The organism is Sutterella seckii, from assembly GCF_009183815.1.
Classification (GTDB): Bacteria; Pseudomonadota; Gammaproteobacteria; order Burkholderiales; family Burkholderiaceae_F; genus Sutterella; species Sutterella seckii.
Genome location: NZ_WEHX01000002.1, coordinates 103,960 through 123,797, shown reverse-complemented (window position 1 = coordinate 123,797; position 19,838 = coordinate 103,960). Strand labels below are relative to the sequence as shown.

The window sequence follows — 19,838 nt, the reverse complement described above, 5'->3', positions numbered from 1 at the left end:
CTTCTTTCAGATTCCGCCTCACGACGGACACCCTTGCCTCTGGCTGTGAGCTTGGCACTACCTCCTGCTCATCGGGACTTTCACCCTATAGAAATCGCCCATGCCGGGCACACGACAAACGGCCGTGCGCCTCTATCTGAGGCGTACGGCCGTTTCCTTAAATGCTTCAGCGTTGAAGGAATTAAAGATCCTTCAATTCGCGGCGGAGAATCTTCCCTACAGGCGTTTTCGGGAGGCTTTCGACAAAGACGATCACGTGAGGAACCTTGTAGCGCGTGAGTTCCTTGCGGCACCAGTTCTTCACGTCTTCTTCCGTGAGCGCCGGATCCTTCTTCACAATGACGGCCTTCACCGTTTCGCCGGATTTCGGCGACGAGACGCCGGTGACGCCCACTTCCAGGACGCCCGGCATGGCGGCAATGACGTTCTCGACTTCGTTCGGGTAAACATTGAAGCCCGAAACGATGATCATGTCCTTCTTGCGGTCGGTGATGTAGACGACGCCGCGATGGTCCATATGACCGACGTCGCCGGTTCTGAGCCACCCGTCGCGAATGACGCCGGCGGTTTCCTCGGGCTTCTTCCAGTAGCCGCGCATCACCTGCGGGCCCTTCACGCAGATTTCGCCGGTATAGGGCGCGGGATCCTCTCCTTCCGGGCAGAAGCCGAGATCGCGGAATCCGTCGCCGCGGATCGAAACTTCAGTGGACGGAATCGGCACGCCGACAGAGCCGTCCCAGGGCGCCCCCGGGATGTTTCCGCAGACGGCCGGACTGCATTCCGTGAGGCCGTAGGCTTCGAGAATCGGGCACTGGGTCTGGGCGAGCCACTCTTCGGCGACGACTTTCTGCACCTGAGCGCCGCCGCCGCAGGTGAGCTTGAGGCGCTTCAGCTTCGCGCGCTTGAAGACCGGGTTGCGAAGCAGCGCGGCAAAAAGCGTATTGACGCCGATGATGACGGAAACATCGTGCTTCACGCATTCGCCGGCAAGGGAATCGAGGTTGCGCGGGTTGGTGATGAGCACCATCTCGGCGGCCCAGTGCGTAAAGACCATGGTCGCCGTGAGCGAGAAGACATGGTAGAGCGGCAGCGCCGTGAGCACGGTTTCTTCGCCTTCCTCAAAGCGCTGCGAAATCCAGGCGCTCACCTGAAGGACGTTGGCGATCATGTTGCGGTGCGTGAGCTCCGCTCCCTTGGCGACCCCGGTCGTTCCTCCGGTGTACTGAAGGAAGGCAAGGTCGGAGGACTTCACGTCGACGGGCCTGAAGCCGGCAGAGCGGCCGATCGAAAGCGCATCGCGAAAGTTCACCGCTCCGGGAAGCTTGTAGACCGGGACCATCTTCTTCACATGGCGGATCATGAAGTTGACGATCTCGCGCTTGGGGAAGGAAAGCATGTCGCCGGCGCCCGTCAGAATGAAGCGCGTGCAGCTCGTTCCCGGGACGGCCTGTTCAAGCGTGCGGGCGAAGTTTTCGATGATCACGATCGCCTTGGCGCCGGAGTCCTTGAGCGAATGGTGAACTTCGCGCGCCGTATAGAGCGGGTTGATGTTCACGACCGTCATGCCCGCGCGCAGGATGCCGAAGACCGCAACAACGTACTGCAGGAGATTGGGCATCATGACGGCGACGCGGTCGCCGGGCTTCAGCTCCGGGAGCGACTGCAGATAGGCCGCAAATTCCTTGGAGCGCTTTTCCGCATCGGCGTAGCTCAGGTTGGCGCCGAGGTTCGTGTAGCCCGTGCGCTTCGGGAACTTCTTTGCCGCAGCATCGAGAATCGCCGGGATGTTGGCGATGCTGTCAGGATCAATGGTGTGAGGAATGCCGGCAGGATAGGCGCCGTACCAAAGGAAATCGGACATGGGCAATTTTTAGAAAAATCGGGGTGGAGCGCAGTGTAGTCGATTAGCGCGACAAAAACTCTCCGTCAGAATGCAAAATGCCGGCCTTCTCTTCGGGGATAACCCGAATCAAATGGGCCGGCATTTGCGGTGATTCCGCCTCAAGGGCGTTCTGCGCCAGAGGATTCTCAGGCTTCAAGCGTCAGGCAGTGACGGGCGTAGTCCTCGACGTCCTTCCAGTCGGTGTAGTCGATGATGGCGGTCGGCTCCGTCGGGCCCTTCGTCATCTTCATGATCATCTGGATCATCTTGGTGTCGAGCCAGCCCCAGTTCGGGTAGTCGACCTTGCCGGCAAAGCAGTGCGCATCCTTCGGCTTCCAGGGATTGCCCTGGAGGAACTTGCGCGTATAGACGTTGCCTTCAGGCGTGCACTTGGCAGGCGTGCGGGCGACGACAGAGACCGAGAAGAAGCTCGTCGCCTTGGCATCCAGAACGGACTTGAAGCGATTGACGAAGGCCACGAGCTGACGGCTGAACTTGCCGTAGAAAACCGGAGCGCCGACGATCACGAGATCGTATTTGTTCCAGTCAATCCCTTCGCGATCCGCTTCCATGACGCACATCAGATCAGCCTGATTGCCTTCGGCAATGACCGTTTCCCAGATGCGGCGCGCAATGCGGGCGGTGTGGCCGGAATTGCTGTGGTAAAGAACGAGGACTGACTTCATAGGATTATTCCTTTGCTCCGATAAATTGCTTTCGCTGAAAAGACAATGGTGCAGGAGTCGAGCTCATGGGGTTCAGAGGCAAGACCCGTACCCGCCAAATCTTCTGAGGGTGTGCCGCCTGGCTTCCTGGTGAGGCGCTTGGAAATTGCATGGTGCGGCCGGAAAGCTGACCGAATCGTGCGCTCCGGGGCGTCGGAAAAAGCCTCGAAGCCCGAGGGGTACGAAAAGAATATTACCTCGCGGCGATTTTCTAGTTCTTAAGGAGGATTACTGCCTGTTCGGCGCGCAGAAGATTTTTGGACGGAAGGAAGTGAAAAATTCGCCCAAGAATCGCAGATTTGCAAATGGTAGGTGTAAAATCCTGCGCTTCAAAGAAGTTGCTTGGCGCATTACCCATTCATTTTTGAATGGCAGGAGCGCAGAAGCATGTCCGGCATGGGCGACTTTCCCGGTGGGAGAGGTTCTGCTTCAGGATGCCGGGATTTACGTTTCCCCATACACATGGATTCATATGGCAAAGGAAGATCTCATTGAGATGTCGGGTCAGGTCCTGGAAGTGCTCCCGGACGCCCGCTACCGAGTGAAGCTCGACAACGGTCACGAACTCATCGCTTACACCAACGGCAAGATGCGCAAGCACCACATCCGCATTCTCGCCGGCGACCGCGTCTCGCTTGAGCTCTCGCCGTATGACCTCACGAAGGGCCGCATTACCTTCCGTCATATTGAGGGCCGCGCTCCGGCGCCCCAGGGCCAGCAGCGCCGCCGCTGATGGTCTTTGAACCCTGAGGAGCCGCACGTCCGGTTCCCGGGGCAAAAAAGAAGCCCGCCTCCAGGAAATTCCGGAAGCGGGCTTTTTTGCGTTCTGCGCAATGGCTCCTTAGAAGACGTCCTTATAGGTAATGAAGAAGATCGTCGTCAGGTGATAGAAGACCGGTGCGGCAAAAGTGATGGGCGCGAGGCGGGCGAGGAGCCCGCGCGTGATGTAGATGTCGCCTTCGCCGGCAAGCCGTTCTCCGCCCATGCTGCGGCGGACGCAGTTGAAGACCATGTCGCCGAGAACGCCGGCGATCACGACGGCAAGCGCCATGAGGAGCGCCTGCCAGAAGCGGAAGGGCGTGATCCAGAACATGAGCGCGCTCGCGATGATGCCGCCCAGACCGCCGATCACGTTGCCGACAACCGTGCGGTTCATGTTGAAGCGAAGCGTTTTGCCGCCGAGCATGGAGCTCGCAATCGAGCTCGTGAGGTCGGAAACGAAGATCACGAGCAGGAAGAAGAGCATGAGAAGCGGGCCGGAGGAGCCGTAGCGCGTCAGGTCAAGCATGGCGATTGCCGGCGCATGCGAAAGGCAGAAGACGCAGAGCATGAGGCCCCATTGAACCTTGGCGACGCGCTCGAGGTAGCGGTCCGTGTCGCGCGAGAACGCCATGATCACCGGCAGCACCAGGAAGAGATAGACCGGGATGAAGAGCGTGTAGATCTCGGGCTGATCGAACCCGATCGCAAGGTACTGAAGCGGAATCGCCAGATAGAAGGCAACCACGAGCGCGTAGTGGTCCGTGGGCTTTGTCGGCGTAATGGCGATGAATTCCCTCAGCAGGAAGAAGCTGATGAAGGCGAAGAAGACGAGAAGCGCGGGCTGCCCGAGAAGGAAGGCGATCGTAAAGACGACGATCAGCCACCAGGCCATGCGCAGGCGCGAGCTCACGGCGCGCAGCCTCTGCTGGCGCTCGGGTTCTGTAGCCCGGTCAAGCGCCCAGGAAACATAGAAGGTGCCGAGCGCCGCGAGCAGCACCAGTCCGAAGAAGAGGAAGGTGTACGCCTCCTGAATGGTGAAACCGAGTCTCATGCTTTTGACAGTTCAATAACGGCGTCGCGCGCGCGGTTGAGGAAATCTTCCTTGAGGTCCTGGGGCGAATGCTCGACCGGAGCCCCGAAGCGCACCGAACAGACGGTGGGTACGGGAATCAGGACGCCCTTCGGCATGGCGCGGTGCAGGTTCTCAATGTAGACCGGGATGAATTCGACATTCGGGAATTCGGTCATCAGGTGCCAGATGCCGGATTTGAAGGGGCTCGGCAGCGGCTGGGGCCGCCGGGTGCCTTCAGGGAAGATGATGAGGGAGTCTCCCTGACGCAGGGCTTCGCGCAGCGGATCGAGCGGGTTCGAGTGCTCGGTGCGGCGACGGTCGATCAGCACGCAGTGGAGTTCATCGAGCGCGATGCGGCGCCTGAGGAGGCCTTTTTCCCAATAGTCTTTAGCCGCGACCGGGCGCACGTGCCGGCGAAGCGCCGGGGGGAGAGAAGCCCAGATCACGATGGTATCGAGGTGGCTCGTGTGGTTGGCGAAGTAGATGCGCTGCTTCGGCGATGGGGCGCAGCCCTGCCAGTGCGGATAGGCGCCAACGAGAAGGCGCGTAAGCCACACGATCGGAGTCATCAGCTTGAAGGGACTGAACACTTCTTTTCCGTCTGAATGAGTGAATCCCGACATTATCCTGCAGTCTGCGCGGGTTTGCCGGAGTAAGGCGGCATTTGAGAGCGGATCAGGGAAGCATGCGGGAAATGAAAGCCTCTAGCTCTCCTCTGGAGAAGCGTCCTGCGAGCATGTCCATATCATCGCCGTCCCTGAAGAAGACGATGGCGGGAAGCGAGGACACGCCGCAGTCGGCGGCGAGATAGCTTGCCTCCTCGATATCGGCGACGGCGAATTCGGCTTCGCCTGCATGGGTTCGGGCGGCCTCAAGGAAGAGCGGCTTCATGGCGCGGCAGGCGTCGCACCAGCTCCCTGAAAAGAAGAGAAATACGGGCGCGCCCGAGGCGATGCGGCGCGTAAGCGCAAGAATGGCCGGAGAGTCTGACATGATTTTTTCAGGGATTCCGCCGCTGCGTGCCGGATCCTGCCTGACGCTGCGCAAAGGGAATCTTCTCGATCGTCGGGTCGTCGATCGACCCCTTGACCTCATATTCCGTGGAGAGGAAGTTTGATATCTGGTCCTTCAGCACCCATTGCGCGAGGAGCGTGCCGAGGCCGACGGCAGGGTTGGCAATGGCGAGCGCGAGCGAAGCGCCCTCGGCATTGATGCTCGGAAGAACGAGCGCCTTCAGGTCAAGGATGTTGTTGACGAGATCGACGTCGCCCGACGTCACTACCGTTGCCGCGCTTCCGGCTATAGTGGTGCGCTTCACGTGAATGACGCCGTTCTCAATCTCGGAACTGGTGGAGAAGGAATCGAATCGGAAGCCCTGTGAGATGACGTCGCGGAAGTCGAGCGTGAGCCGCCTGAGCAGATGCTGCATCGAAAGGAGAGAGAGCAGACGCCCGGCACCGGGCTCAACCTGAAGGAGCTGCCCGGCACCCGTATGAGCGGATACCTCGCCTGAGAGCGTCTGAAGGTTGAAGCCGCTTGGACGGCCGATCCAGGAAAGATTGAGCTTTGCTTCGCCGGGAGCTTCCCGGAGAACGCCCTTGATGTCGAGGCTCGAAAGAACATTTCCGGCGTCCTTGACATCAATGACGGAATTAAGCGTCGAGCGGCCCGGGTCGTCCATGCTCACGCGGTGCCAGCGGCCTGAACTCGTGAGCGTGCCGCCCGCATTGCGGATCGTGAGCGCGTTGAGCGTCCAGTCGCGCCCGCCCTCAGGTGCGACCCGGTTGTCGGCAGAGACCTCGAGCTTTCCGACATTTCTTCTTCCGTAGACAAGTTCATCAATCACGATGCGCAGATCGGGCAGAAGAGGAAGTTTTTCGAGCGCGCCGGCAATGCCCGAATTGTTTTTCGGGGGTACTGCGGCCGAAAGCGGCAGCGTTCCGGTGCCTGTGGGAACAGACGTCGTTTTGTCTTCAGCGATTTCCGGAAGGCGGAGGCTGTTGAGCTTGAGGGTGAGCCTCGGCGCGGCATTCGTCGTTTCATAGGCATATTCGGCCTGGCCCATCGCCATGTCGCTGTGAACCCGCAGATGCCATAGGCCGGGAAGCTGCCGCCAGACGCCGTCGATTGTGCCGAGCGACTGGTCCTTCCAGGTGACGTTCCCCGCATAGAAGTCGAGCTTGGAAATGTCGGGGACGGCGCCCGCCGCAGAAGCTTCCCTTTGCGGCGCTGCTGTCGGCTTCTGCAGCTTTTCCCAAAGCTCAGTCCATCGCGTGAGGTCGAGCTTTTCGGTGCGGATTGCGGCTTCGAGACCCGAAGCGACGCTTCTCATGGGGGCGCCGAGGCCGATGTAGCCGCGCGAGAGCTTCTCTCCCTGCCAGCCGAAATTCAGATTCATGAGGGGCGAAGCCGAGACCGAGAGCGAGGCATGAGTCCCGTCGTGCTCATAGATGAATTTGGCGGGAATTTTTGCCTGAGCTGATTTTCCGAGAGGTTCGGGAAGTTCGCTCGCGAGCCCCTCAAGGGAAGATTCGCCTTCAATTCTGAGAGGCTTTTTTGAATCCCAGGGAATCGTGGCGCGGGTGCGTACTTCAGTTTTTCCGGAGAGCGCGCCGAACCAGGGAGTGACCCAGTCGGCATCTACGAGCCTCTGCAGATCCTCAGGGATCGCCCCTGAGTGAATGTCGAGCGTGACGCCGTTTTTATCCGACTGCGCCGATGCCGTGACGGGGCCGGCTGCGGTGCTGCCGCGGAAAACCTGAGGCGTGGAAATGCCTTTCGAGGACACGGTGAGTTTTCCGGAAAGGTTCTTCACTTCCGGGAGGAACGGCTGATAAGCGAAGGTTCCCTGAGAGAGCGCTGCGTCGACCGAATATTCGGTAGCGCCGTTCCCGAGCGGAACCCTGAGCGAGAGGACAGCCTCAGTTGCGCCGCTTCCGCGGGATTTCTCAAAGGGCTTTCCGATCAGATCAGCGAGGAATCCGGCTCTTCCAAGGTAGCCGAGCGCTTCGCCGAAATCGCCCGTGATTTTTCCGTCAACCGTAAGGAGCGGCGGATTGGAAACAAAGGACGGGATTTCAACCTTGACGTCTGTTGCCGAGAGCGCGCCGCACTTCGCGGAATTTCCTGTGATGGTCATCCGGTTGCCGACAAAGGCAAGATGCGCGCCGACGCGGTTGAGCACCGGGAACTCTCCGCCCCGGACCCAGGCTTTGCCGTCCTTCGTCCTTTCGCGCGTCGGCATGAAGTCCATGGAGCCGTCAGCGACATCGCCCTCAATCCGGAATTCCCCCTCGGCCGGATTCCAGCCGTCCCAGGGGAAGGCATCGAGTGGTCCGCGGACGACGAATCTGCCGCCCGTAATGCGGCCTCCCATGATTGCAGCCTCGACGTAGTCGAGCGCCGGATCGCCGATAACGTTGGGAAGATACTTGATGACGGAGGTGCCGATGCCGCGCTCGACCGAACCCGAAATGTCGATCGAGCCCGCGCCGCCGGAATTTTTCCAGGTTCCCTCAGCCCGCGCGGCGAGATCGTCGTTGGCGACCTTAATGTCTTCAAAGGCCAGATTGACCTCAGAATGAATGGATGCCTTCACCCGGCCCGTCAGGCTCGTCACGTTGAGCTGCGGATTTCTGAAGACGCCGGGGAAATAAAGCGCGCCGTAATGCATGTCGAGCGTGATGTCGAATTCGCCCGGCGTATCGGTGCGGACGGAGCCGGAAAGGTTCCGTATGCCGGGGAGCCCGTCCTCTCCCGGAGGAACCGTGATGCCGCGGAAGACCCCCGCGAAGCTCCAGTTGCTCGGATTTTTATAGTCGCTGTGAAATGAGGCGCTCGCTTCCTGGAGGATGCCCGAGATCGGACGCTCGGAGAGAAAGTTGAGCGCGTCGTGAGGCAGCGGGAGCGATGAGGCAATTTTGGCGAGCGTTCCGATGGAGACCTCGGATGCACCGAAATTGCATGAACTCACGTCGTCGGCAGCGTTCTTCGCGCAGTCGGCGGTAATTGTGGCCGGACCGAAGCGCGAGCCGCTGAGGCCGTGCTGAAAGGCAAGACGATCGGCGCGGAAGTGCATCCCGCCGGCATCTTCAGAGAATTCGACGCGGCCGGAAAGACTCGAGAGATTGAGTTTTTCGAGCTCAGGCGCAATCTGAGCGCGAACCCGGGAAAGGTTGATGTCGGAGAGGAGCCGAGTGATGCGCCCGGAGTCAAAGCTGATCCACGTGCGCGCGGCGCCCGATCCTGTGCGCACGACATTTGCGAAGCCGATGCGCTGCATGATGCGCGCGAAGTCGACGCGAGCAAAATCCGCATAAGCCTCTCCCTTCCAGGTGAAGGGATCAGCCTTCTCTGAGAAGATGTTCTTTTCAAGCCGTGCGCGCAGATCAAAGGGTCTCGCAATGCCGTCCGTTTGGAGAATGCCCGAAAGCGACGCCCGGTAGTCGAAAAGCCTCTGTTCGAAAGCAATGTTCGCGCGGTTGACGGCAACCGGCAGCGGCTCCGGCAGCGGCTCCGGCAGCGTTTCGTCCGTATAGCGGAAGGTTCCGTTCTCAATCAGGATCCGCCCCTGGCTCAGTAGCCACGTGAGGGCCGGAATATCGGTCTTGCGGGATGCTTCGCCGGAGGAAGCGGGTTCTGCCGCGCCGCCGACGTCGAGCGTAAAGCCGCCGATATTGAAAGTCTTTTCATTCAAACGCCTTACATTAAATGTAGGCGCAGAGATGATGAGCGTCTGAAAGCGGGGCTCCAGATGCCAGATGGAGCTCCAGGCAAGTTCGGCCTGAACTTTCGGGAGATGGAGCGACACCGGCCCGTTTCTGCGCGAGAGCGCGACATCCTCGAGCGTGATGACGGGGCGCAGCAGCGTGAAGCCTGTCTGCAGACGGCCCGCCTTTACGTCAATGCCGGTTGCTTCGCCGAGCATCGCCTCATATTGGCTGAGGTGCTTCGGAAATTGCGTCGTGAAGAACCAGCGCGAGAAAACGATTGCCGACCCGGCTATGAACCAAATCGCGAGCAAAAACCAGCCCGCTCTCCCGAGCCATTTTCTCAGGGAGGAAGAATGTCCGGTCTGAGCTTCGCGATAGGGGGATTCGGGGCGCACTGCAGAATCGCTTCAGGGTTGAGGGAAATGCCACTCGAAACGTTAGCACGGCGCCGCGCCTGCAAGGTTTGTCAAATCGAAACGTAGAATTGCAGATACACGCGCTTCTTGCCAGAAGGAGAAAAATATGACGAGGCCGACGTTGAGGGAAGCTGCCGAACTTTCGCTCTTTGCATCGCGCTCGCTCAAGGCCATGGTGCCGGGCGACGACGAAGCGGAGAAGCTTGCCCGGTTTGAAGCACTGGCTGCAGAGCCCTGGTCGCGCGAACGCATCCGCGGGGAGATTCTCCGGGCAGCTGACAGCGAACAACTCTCGCTTGCGCTCAGAAAGCTTCGCCGCGACATCATGCTTACCCTCATCGGACGAAATGCCACGGGCGCCTGCGGCTTCCATGAAGTGGTCGATACGATGACCATCTTTGCGGAGGAATCGATTCAGGCTGTGGTGCGCGTTCACGGGCGCGAGCTCGCCGAGCGCTGGGGCGTGCCAATGAATGCCGAAGGCGTCCCGCAGGATCTGCTCGTCGTCGGCATGGGCAAGCTCGGCGGCCGGGAGCTCAACGTCTCTTCCGACATCGACCTTATTTTTCTTTACGGCGACGAAGGCGAAACGCGGCCGACGGCGGAATTCCCCAATGCCCGCCGGTCCGTGACGGTCGACGAGTTTTATGCGCGGCTCGCGCGGCGGATCATTCCGGCCTTGAATGACCCGGAGGGCCCCGGGTTCGTTTTCCGCGTCGACATGCGCCTGAGGCCCAACGGCGACGCCGGTCCGATCGTCTGCTCGGCCGACATGCTCGAGGAGTATCTCTACACGCAGGGACGCGACTGGGAGCGCTTTGCATGGCTGAAGGGCCGGATCGTGAGCGGTCCGGTATTTTCTACGCCCGAGCAGTTTGAGACGGAATCGCGCTACATCCGCTCCCTCGTTCAGCCTTTCGTTTTCCGCAAATATCTTGACTTCAGCGCCATCAGCTCGCTTACGAAGCTGCATGAACTCGTGCGCGCGGAAACGGACCGCAGGGAGCTTGCGCGTTCGCGGGAAGGCTGCAACGTGAAGCTTGGACGCGGCGGAATCCGGGAAATCGAATTTATTGTTCAGACGCTTCAGGTGATCCGCGGCGGGCGCGATGCGACGCTGCGCGGCCGCTCAACGCTCCCGATGATCGAGGCGCTCGCCCGTGCGGGCGCGCTCACGGCGGAGGCTGCAGATGCGCTTTCCGGATACTACGTATTTCTGCGCGATGTCGAGCATGCGCTGCAGTACGTCGACGATCAGCAGACGCAGTGGCTGCCGCGCGAGGGAGAGACGCTCGAGCGCGCGGCCGGCCTCCTCGGCATGGAACCCTCTGAGCTCTGGTCGAAAATCGAGCGCGTGCGCGAGTATGTGGCGAAGACTTTCGACGGCGTTTTTCAGGTGAATGCCGAAAAATCGGAAGCCAAAGATGCAGATCGCTGGCCGGCAGGCTGGGCGGACGGATCGCCGAGAGCGCCCGAAATGCTTGAGAAGCTGCTTGGCGATCTGGGCTACGGCGATTCAAGCGGCGAGCTCTCCTCGCGCATTCTTTCGCTCGTGAGCGGCAGACGCGCGCTCGTCCTTTCCGAAGAGGCGCGCACGCGCATGCGGCGGCTCGTGCAGTTTGTCGTCGAAAAGTGCCCCGAATGGATTGAACGATCCGGCACCCGGGTGATTTCGAGCGCCGAGGAGCTTTCGCGCTACCTGCGTCTCCTTGAGGCGATCGCCGGACGCTCGACCTATGCGGCGCTTCTTTATCAGTATCCTTCCGCGGCAGCACGCGTCGGCCGCGTGCTCGCGGCAAGCCGCTGGAGTGCGGACTACGTCGTGCGCCATCCCATTGTGCTCGATGAGCTTGTCGATTCGAGATGTTCGGAAATGGACGACTTCACCCCGGTCGACTGGAGCGGCTGGCAGGAGAATCTCCATGAGCAGCTCGTGTCTGCCGAAGGCGACCAGGAGCGGCAGATGAATTACCTGCGCGATGCGCACCACGGCGCGGTGTTCCGCCTGCTGGTGGCGGATCTCGACGGACGGTTCGCCGTGGAGCGCCTTGCAGACCAGCTTTCCGCACTCGCTGATGCCGTGATTGCGGAAGTGCTTGATCTCGCATGGGCGAGTTTGCCGAAGCACCCCGAGGAGCCGCCGAAATTCGCCGTGATCGGCTACGGGAAGCTCGGGGGGAAGGAACTCGGGTATCAGAGCGACCTTGATCTCGTCTTCCTTTGCGACGATCCCGATCCGGAATCGGATGCGCTCTACAGCCGTCTTGTGCGCCGGATGATGAGCGCGCTCACCGTGCAGACATCGTCCGGGAAGCTCTTCGACGTCGACCTGAGGCTGAGGCCCAATGGAGAGAACGGACTCGCCGTTTCTTCCTTCGACATGTTTTCTCGCTATCAGCGCAACGTGGACGGCAACGGCGCCTGGCTCTGGGAGCATCAGGCGCTGACGCGCGCCCGCTTTGTCGCGGGCGACCCGGACCTCGGCCGCAAGTTTGAGGCGGAGCGCGTGGCAATTCTCAGGGAACCCCGCAACCGCGATGCACTCAAGGTTGAGGTGAGCGCCATGCGGGCGAAGATGCTCGAGGGGCATCCGAATTCAAGCGGTCTTTTCGACTTGAAGCACGACCGCGGCGGCATGGTGGACGTTGAATTCATCGTGCAGTACCTCGTGCTCGGCTGGAGCGCTGAATTTCCGGAGCTCGTCAACAACTTCGGCAACATCCTGCTTCTCGAAATGTGCGCCCGGCTCGGCCTCATTGATGAGGCGTCCGCGGCGAAGGCGGTTCTCGCCTACCGCCGCTACCGGGCGCTTCAGCACGAGATCAGGCTTAATGCCGGCGAAGGCGTCCCCGCGAGGGTTCCTCTCGACATGGCCGAAGCGGAGCGCGAAGCCGTCAAAACCCTCTGGCGGGAAGTCTTCGGCAATGACGGACCGCAGCGGCAGTAGGCATTCCGCGGGATGCGCCAACCGCAACAGATTGTGTCAGGGAGAAGCAAACTGACGGCAGCGGGCTAGAATCAGAAAATTCTTTCTGAACGCTCGTTCAAGATTTTTGCTTCTATCTCGCCATGCCTATTTCCGAGTCCGATTACAGTGCTCCGTCCTGGTGCCCGGGAGGCCACCTGCAGACCGTCATTCCGGCGCGCATCACCGCGCGTCCGAAGGTGACTTATCGACGGGAAATCGTCACTACGCCCGACGACGACATTGTTGCCTGGGACTGGGCGGAGCCCGAGCCGCTTGATCCGGCAGCGCCCGTGCTCGTGCACTTTCACGGACTTGAGGGCGGAAGCGACAGCCACTACGCCGAAGCCCTCATGCACGAATGCGTGCGGATCGGCTGGCGCGGCGTGGTAGCGCACTTCCGCACCTGCGGCGGTCTTATGAACAGGCTCCCCCGCGCTTATTTCGCGGGCGATACGGCGGACAACAGCTGGGTGCTCAAAACTGTTCACGGGCGCTTCCCTCAGGCGAAGATGTACGCCGTGGGCGTCTCTCTCGGCGGCAATCAGCTCTCAAAATGCCTGGGAGACCTTGGAAAGGATGCCATCGGTCTCGTTGAGGGCGCCGTGTCGATCTGCGCCCCGATTGACCTGGTTGCCGGGAGCGAGCGCATCAGCAAGGGCGTCAACACGCTCTATGCGGACATGTTCCTGAAGACCCTGAAGCTCAAGCTTGAGGAAAAAGCGCGTCTCTACCCGGATCTCTTTGACATTGAGGTCATCAGACGCTGCCGAACTCTGTATGATTTCGATGACATCTACACGGCTCCGGTTCACGGCTTCAAATCGGCCATGGACTACTGGCAGAAATGCTCCGCGAAGCAGTATCTGCCGGGGGTGAGAGTTCCGCTCCTTCTTCTTAATGCGCAAAATGACCCGTTTCTGCCTGCCTGGGCGCTTCCCACGGCCGCAGAGATGAGCTCGTCCGTATTGGGCGAATTTCCGAAGGAGGGCGGCCACGTGGGCTTCCCCGAAGGCGGAAGATTCCCGGGCGATCTCGAATACCTCCCGCGCCGCGTGATGAAGTTCTTCGGCACCGGCTGCTAAAGCCTGCAGTCTTTCGGGTGCCGCCCTTAATTCTTTTTGGACGTGCGCCGGATATCTGCCGGAAGGCGCGTCCTCAAGGAGCAAAGCTATGGCTATGAGCCCCCGGGCGTTTTCCAGCCGGCACTTTCAGTACGGCCTTATCACCCTGATTCTCTTTATTCTCACCATCCCGCTCGGCAACTGGGTGGTGATGAACGTGGGTCTTGTCTGCGATCCGGCAGGCCCCTGCCTGATTCCTGTCTGGCCCGGCGTCTGGTCGCCTTCGGCCGTGATGCTCGCCGGTCTTGCCCTGGTGCTTCGCGATGCCGTGCAGAATCTTCTCGGCAATCGCTGGACCATTGCCGCGATCGTCGCGGGCGCCTTCCTTTCGGCCTTCCTTGCCGAACCCTCCGTCGTGCTCGGCTCCACGGCCGCCTTCCTTTTCTCTGAGCTCGCCGACTTTGCGGTCTATACGCCCATGAGAAAGAAGCTCCCCTCGACGGCCGTGATTGTTTCCGGTCTCGTGGGATCCGTTGTCGACAGCATGATTTTCCTCACGCTCGCCTTCGGGTCGCTTGATTATCTCTTCGGGCAGGTGCTCGGAAAATTCTGGATGAGCCTTCTGGGCGGCGCCATCCTGTGGATGTGGCGTCATCGCCGCGTGCGTCAGGAAGCGCTCGCGCGTGCGCTCTGAAGCCCACAAGGCGACCTTAAGGTCGATGGCGGAAAATTCGAGGCGCATTCGCTTTTGCAGCGGGGTCCCTGCGGTCCCGCGATTAAAAAGCATTCTGAAGTTTTAATTTCAGGGCGGCAGAGCCGGACGCCATAGTCCGGCGCCGCCCTACGAGCGCCTCAGGCATCCTATGGAAGACTCCGTCCTTACCTCTCAGCGTCCGAAGACTGCGCTTCTTCTCATCAATACCGGTTCGCCCGAGGCTCCCGAAGCTGGCGCCGTGCGGGAGTATCTGGCGGAATTTTTGTCTGACAGCCGCGTGATTGAGCTTCCGAAGTGGAAGTGGTGGCCGATTCTTCACGGCATCATCCTTCGCGTTCGGCCGGCAAAGTCCGCAAAGCGTTATCAGGGCGTCTGGACGGAGGAAGGTTCTCCGCTCATCGTCCACACGAAGAAGACTGCCCGGAAGCTCCAGCAAAGGCTCGGCGACGGCGTGCGCGTTGTCTGGGCGATGCGCTACGGGAAGCCTGCGGTGGAGGACTGCGTGCGCCGGCTCGTGGAAAAGGAAGGGATTGAGCGCATTCTCGTGATGCCGCTCTTCGCGCAGTATGCGGCGCAGACTTCAGCGGCGTGTCTCGACGAAGTCTTTGAAACGGCGCTCTCCATGAGAAATGTTCCTGCGCTCCGCACGGTGCGCGAATATCACCTCGAGCCCGACTACATCGAGGCCCTGGCGCTTCATATCGAGCGTTTCTGGGAAAAGGCCGGACGTCCGATGGATGCAGGCGGTCGCCTCCTCATGAGCTTTCACGGGATACCGGCCAGGAGCACGGCGCTCGGCGACGTCTACGAAGCGCAGTGCCATGAAACGGCAGCAGCGCTTGCCGCACGGCTCAATCTGCGCGGGAACGAATGGGCGGTGAGCTTCCAGAGCCGCTTCGGCCGCGACGAGTGGCTTCAGCCCTATACGCTTCCCTTCGTGGAAAAACTTGCCCGTGAAGGACTTCCCCGCATCGACGTGGTTTGCCCCGGATTTGCCGCTGACTGCCTTGAAACGATTGAGGAAATCGGGGACGAGCTTCGCAGCGCCTATCTCAGAGCGAACCCGAACGGGGTCTTCCACTACATTCCCGCCCTCAATGAGAGCGACGAGGCCGTCGAAGCTTATGCAGCCATTGCCCGGCGCGAGCTCTCGGGCTGGATTTAAGAAAGCACCTCATCTCGGCGTTTTCCTCAGGTTTCCGCGGTCTTGAAAAAGGGCCGCGCCGTCCCCATATATGAGGAAAACCAGATCTGCCGGACGGGCGGCAATGTCCGCGCTTCCTGAACTGAGGGAGCGCCGGGGCGCCCCCATCCGGACGCTTTCTACAGGAAAACCGAAATGACTGAAGCTCAGAACGAATCTGCCAAGAAAGAGAATGAAGCCGGCTGCTCGTGCGGTCAGGGCGGCTGCGGCTGCCATGATGCGGAGCCTCAGACGAAATGCGCCTGCGGCGCAGAGGCTGAAGCAAAGCCTGCCGAAGCGAAGAAGCCCACGGTCGAGGAGCTTCAGGCCGCGCTCAAGCTCTCCGAAGCCAAGGTTCTTGAGCACTACGACCTCTACGTGCGTGCGATGGCGGAACTTGAAAACACCCGCCGCCGCTCGAACGAGGAACTCATCAAGACGCGCAAGTTCGCGATTGAAAAGTTCGCGAAGAACCTGCTTCCCGTCGTCGACAGCCTCGAAAAGGCGATCGAGGCCACGGACGGTCAGCCCGACAGCCCCTATCGCGAAGGCATGGAAGCGACCTATCGCCAGTTCCTTCATGCGCTCGATGTTTCCGACATGAAGCCGATCGATCCGAAGGGCGTTCCCTTTGATCCGCATCATCATCAGGCGATCACGATGGTGCCGGCTCCTGAGGGCATGAAGTCGGGCGACGTTGTTCAGGTCTTCCAGCGCGGCTGGTGCATCGGCGACCGCGTGCTGCGTCCTGCCATGGTGAGCGTCGCTCAGTAACGGAGAGGCAATCCTATTGAAAATGCCCTGTCGGGAAGAAATTCCTGCAGGGCATTTTCTTTTTGTGCATGCCTCCAGGTTCGATCCGGAAGTCATGAAAAGATTTTTTGCAAACCGGCCCTTGAAAAAGAATGGACCGGCCCCATATAGGCATTAAAGAGCGAAAGAACGAAGGCAATTCCCCCGCGAGGAGGAAGGCCTTCCGGAAAGATTTCACAAGCGCTTGGTTCCTGAGCGCGCTTCATAGTCGGGCGCGTCGGAAACCGGGCAATCCATAAGGAACCACTAAACATGGCAAAGATCATCGGTATAGACCTTGGTACGACGAACTCCGCGGTCGCCATCATGGAAGGCGATCACGTCAAGGTCATCGAGAACAGTGAAGGCGCCCGCACAACGCCTTCGATCGTTGCGTACATGGAAAACGGTGAGATTCTCGTCGGCGCTCCCGCAAAGCGTCAGGCCGTCACGAATCCGAAGAACACGCTCTTCGCCGTGAAGCGTCTGATCGGTCGTCGTTTCGACGATGCGGAAGTCCAGAAGGATCTGAAGCTTGCGCCGTTCAGCATTGTCCGTGCGGACAATGGCGATGCGTGGGTTGAGGTTGCCGGCAAGAAGCTCGCTCCGCAGCAGGTTTCTGCTGAAGTGCTTCGCAAGATGAAGAAGACCGCTGAGGATTACCTCGGCGAGCCGGTTACGGAAGCCGTCATTACGGTGCCTGCCTACTTCAACGACAGCCAGCGTCAGGCGACGAAGGATGCCGGCCGCATTGCGGGCCTTGACGTCAAGCGCATCATCAATGAACCGACTGCCGCGGCGCTTGCCTTCGGCATGGACAAGGGTGGCACGGCCGATCGCAAGATTGCCGTGTATGACCTGGGCGGCGGCACGTTCGATATTTCGATCATTGATATCGCGAACATCGACGGCGACAAGCAGTTCGAAGTGCTCTCCACGAACGGCGATACGTTCCTGGGCGGCGAAGACTTCGACCAGCGCCTCGTCGACTACATCATCAATGAGTTCCGCAAGGACACCGGCGCCGATCTGAGCAAGGACGTCCTCGCCCTGCAGCGCCTGAAGGATGCTGCTGAAAAGGCGAAGATCGAACTCTCGAGCCGTCAGGAAACGGAGATCAACCTCCCCTACATCACGGCCGATGCCACGGGTCCGAAGCACCTCAACATGAGCATCACCCGCGCGAAGTTCGAGAGCCTCGTTGAGGACCTCGTCCAGCGCACGATTGCCCCGGTTTCGAAGGCGCTCAATGATGCGAAGGCTTCCAAGTCCGACATCACCGACGTCATCCTCGTGGGCGGCATGAGCCGCATGCCGCGCGTTCAGGAAGTCGTCCGCGAATTCTTCGGCAAGGAACCCCGCAAGGACGTGAACCCCGATGAAGCGGTTGCCATCGGCGCAGCCATTCAGGGTTCGGTTCTCACGGGCGAACGCCGCGACGTGCTCCTTCTCGACGTGACTCCGCTTACCCTCGGCATTGAAACCCTGGGCGGCGTGATGACCGCGATGATCAAGCGCAACACGACGATTCCGACGAAGCACTCGCAGGTCTTCTCGACCGCGGAAGACAATCAGCCTGCCGTGACCATTAAGGTCTATCAGGGCGAGCATGAAATGGCCGCGTCGAACAAGCTCCTCGGCGAGTTCAACCTCGAAGGCATTCCGCCGTCTCCGCGCGGACTCCCGCAGATCGAAGTGACCTTCGATATCGATGCCAACGGCATCCTGCACGTGTCCGCCAAGGACAAGGCTACGGGCAAGGAAAACAACATCACCATCAAGGCGAGCTCCGGCCTCTCTGAGGAAGAGATCAAGCGCATGGTGTCTGATGCTGAAGCGAACAAGGAAGAGGATCACCGCCGCTTCGAGCTCGCTCAGTCCCGCAACACGGCCGATGCCGCCATCGCTCAGGTTCAGAAGACCCTGAAGGATTTCGGCGACAAGGTTGAAAGCGAAGACCGCGCTGCCTGCGAGAGCGCCATCAAGGACGTTGAAGAGAAGGTCAAGGGCGAGGACAAGGCCGCCATTGATCAGGCTGTTGAACGTCTGATGACCGCTGCGCAGAAGATCGGCGAAAAGATGAACAAGGCTGCCCAGGCTGCTTCTCAGGCTCAGCCGCAACAGCAGCAGGGCGCTGAAGCCGGCAAGAAGGACGACGATGTCGTTGACGCCGACTTCACGGACGTGAAGAAGTAATCCTTCAGGTTCGGCCCGTTCCGCCAGGTCCCCGGAGATCCCTCCGGGGGCGTAAACGGAACTCCAGGCGCAGCAAAGGCGCTTCCATTACGAGAAGGGTCGGCTAGTTTTACCAGCCGGCCCTTTCTCAGCTTTTTGAAATCAACGACATCGACATGGCGGAAGAGAACTATTACGAGGTGCTCGGCGTAGATCGCGGAGCCTCCCAGGACGACATCAAGAAGGCCTATCGGCGTCTTGCCATGAAATATCACCCGGACCGCAATCCGGGCGACAAGGCGGCTGAAGAAAAGTTCAAGCAGATCGGCGAAGCCTATGCGATTCTGTCCGACGAGCAAAAGCGCGCTGCCTACGACCGCTTCGGCAAGGCCGGGGTTGATCCGAGCGCTGCTGACGCCGGTGCCGGCGGCTTCGGCCAGGGCGGGTTCGGCGGCTTCAGCGGAATGAATTCCGGCGACTTCCAGAGCGCCTTCGGCGACATCTTCTCAGACCTCTTCGGAGGCGGCCGCGGACGCGGCGCCGGCCCCCAGGGGCCGCAGCCGATGCGCGGCAACGACGTGAGCTACACCCTGGAGGTGAGCTTTGAGGATGCTGCGCACGGTCGCAAGATGGACATCCGCGTTCCTGCCTGGGATGAATGCACAAGCTGCCACGGCACCGGATGCCGTCCGGGCACGTCGAAGAAGACCTGCCCGACCTGCCACGGCGCAGGCGTCGTCCGCATAAGCAACGGCCTCTTCCAGGTTCAGCAGACCTGCCCGCAGTGCCACGGCACGGGCGAGGTGATTGCAGATCCCTGCCCCGACTGCAGCGGCACGGGCTTCAAGCGCTCCGCCAAGGTGGTCGAGGTCAACATCCCCGCCGGCATCAACGACGGCCAGCGCATCCGCATGAGCGGCAAGGGCGAGCCCGGCGTCAACGGCGGTCCTGCGGGCGACCTCTTCATTGAGATCCGCGTGCGTCCGAGCGACATCTTCGAGCGCAACGGCGACGACCTGCACATGCAGCTCCCGATTTCGTTCGTGACGGCTGCCTTGGGCGGCGAAGTGACGGTGCCGACGCTTGACGGCGAAAGCCGCATCACGCTTCCTGAAGGCACGCAGAGCGGCAAGACCTTCCGTCTGCGCGGCAAGGGCATTTCGAATCTGCACACGCATCAGCCGGGCGACCTTTATCTCCACATCGAGATCGAGACGCCGGTCAACCTTTCCGACAAGCAGAAGAAGATGCTGCGCGACTTCGATGCTTCTCTGAAGGAAGGCGGCGAAAAGCACAATCCGAAATCTCAGGGGTTCTTCGACAAAGTGAAGAACTTCTTCCAGAAGAAGTAAAGACCTGAGGTCTTCAAAAGAAA

At 60.4% G+C, this 19,838-nt stretch carries 14 protein-coding genes; 8 read left to right on the top strand and 6 right to left on the bottom strand.

Annotated features, from left to right (window positions below):
* Positions 1–181: 181 nt before the first annotated feature.
* Together GBM95_RS01110 and hemG are read right to left on the bottom strand one after the other, a co-directional pair.
* A complete protein-coding gene (locus tag GBM95_RS01110) occupies positions 182–1,861 on the bottom strand; it encodes an AMP-binding protein (protein WP_152157400.1) in 1,680 nt (559 codons plus the stop codon).
* 167 nt (positions 1,862–2,028) lie between these two features.
* Positions 2,029–2,568 (bottom strand): menaquinone-dependent protoporphyrinogen IX dehydrogenase, encoded by a 540-nt coding sequence (hemG, locus tag GBM95_RS01105; RefSeq protein ID WP_152157399.1) that lies wholly within the window; start codon positions 2,566–2,568, stop codon positions 2,029–2,031.
* A gap of 511 nt (positions 2,569–3,079) precedes the next feature.
* Between hemG and infA the strand changes: the two genes are divergently transcribed.
* Positions 3,080–3,340 (top strand): translation initiation factor IF-1, encoded by a 261-nt coding sequence (gene infA, locus GBM95_RS01100; protein WP_139688113.1) that lies wholly within the window; start codon positions 3,080–3,082, stop codon positions 3,338–3,340.
* Between the two features lie 108 nt (positions 3,341–3,448).
* Here the strand turns inward: infA and GBM95_RS01095 are convergent, their stop codons facing one another.
* The 4 genes from GBM95_RS01095 to GBM95_RS01080 form a co-directional block, all read right to left on the bottom strand.
* Complete coding sequence (locus GBM95_RS01095) at positions 3,449–4,420, bottom strand: phosphatidate cytidylyltransferase (RefSeq protein WP_152157398.1); 972 nt, start codon at positions 4,418–4,420, stop codon at positions 3,449–3,451.
* A complete protein-coding gene (locus GBM95_RS01090) occupies positions 4,417–5,010 on the bottom strand; it encodes a lysophospholipid acyltransferase family protein (RefSeq protein ID WP_152157406.1) in 594 nt (197 codons plus the stop codon). Before GBM95_RS01090 ends, GBM95_RS01095 begins: the two co-directional genes overlap by 4 nt.
* A gap of 106 nt (positions 5,011–5,116) precedes the next feature.
* Positions 5,117–5,434 carry a thioredoxin family protein gene (locus GBM95_RS01085; RefSeq protein ID WP_193222530.1) on the bottom strand — a complete coding sequence of 106 codons (318 nt, stop codon included), beginning with the start codon at positions 5,432–5,434 and terminating at the stop codon, positions 5,117–5,119.
* 7 nt (positions 5,435–5,441) lie between these two features.
* The gene (locus GBM95_RS01080) at positions 5,442–9,548 is read right to left on the bottom strand and encodes a YhdP family protein (RefSeq protein WP_152157396.1); all 4,107 of its coding nucleotides are present in this window, start codon (positions 9,546–9,548) and stop codon (positions 5,442–5,444) included.
* Between the two features lie 88 nt (positions 9,549–9,636).
* Here GBM95_RS01080 and glnE point away from each other — a divergent pair, with 88 nt between their 5' ends.
* From glnE to dnaJ, 7 genes are all read left to right on the top strand, one after another.
* Positions 9,637–12,516, top strand: coding sequence for a bifunctional [glutamate--ammonia ligase]-adenylyl-L-tyrosine phosphorylase/[glutamate--ammonia-ligase] adenylyltransferase (glnE, locus tag GBM95_RS01075; RefSeq protein ID WP_226963102.1), 2,880 nt, complete (start codon positions 9,637–9,639; stop codon positions 12,514–12,516).
* Between the two features lie 122 nt (positions 12,517–12,638).
* Positions 12,639–13,619, top strand: coding sequence for a YheT family hydrolase (locus tag GBM95_RS01070; RefSeq protein WP_152157394.1), 981 nt, complete (start codon positions 12,639–12,641; stop codon positions 13,617–13,619).
* Between the two features lie 88 nt (positions 13,620–13,707).
* On the top strand, positions 13,708–14,292 hold the full coding sequence (locus tag GBM95_RS01065; protein ID WP_226963100.1) for a VUT family protein: 585 nt from the start codon (positions 13,708–13,710) through the stop codon (positions 14,290–14,292).
* Positions 14,293–14,461: 169 nt separating this feature from the next.
* A complete protein-coding gene (hemH, locus tag GBM95_RS01060; RefSeq protein WP_152157393.1) occupies positions 14,462–15,478 on the top strand; it encodes a ferrochelatase in 1,017 nt (338 codons plus the stop codon).
* Between the two features lie 174 nt (positions 15,479–15,652).
* The gene (gene grpE, locus GBM95_RS01055; protein WP_152157392.1) at positions 15,653–16,270 is read left to right on the top strand and encodes a nucleotide exchange factor GrpE; all 618 of its coding nucleotides are present in this window, start codon (positions 15,653–15,655) and stop codon (positions 16,268–16,270) included.
* A gap of 291 nt (positions 16,271–16,561) precedes the next feature.
* Positions 16,562–18,484 carry a molecular chaperone DnaK gene (gene dnaK, locus GBM95_RS01050; protein WP_152157391.1) on the top strand — a complete coding sequence of 641 codons (1,923 nt, stop codon included), beginning with the start codon at positions 16,562–16,564 and terminating at the stop codon, positions 18,482–18,484.
* A gap of 155 nt (positions 18,485–18,639) precedes the next feature.
* Positions 18,640–19,815: a molecular chaperone DnaJ gene (gene dnaJ / locus GBM95_RS01045; RefSeq protein ID WP_152157390.1), complete on the top strand. Its 1,176-nt coding sequence runs from the start codon at positions 18,640–18,642 to the stop codon at positions 19,813–19,815.
* Positions 19,816–19,838 lie beyond the last annotated feature (23 nt).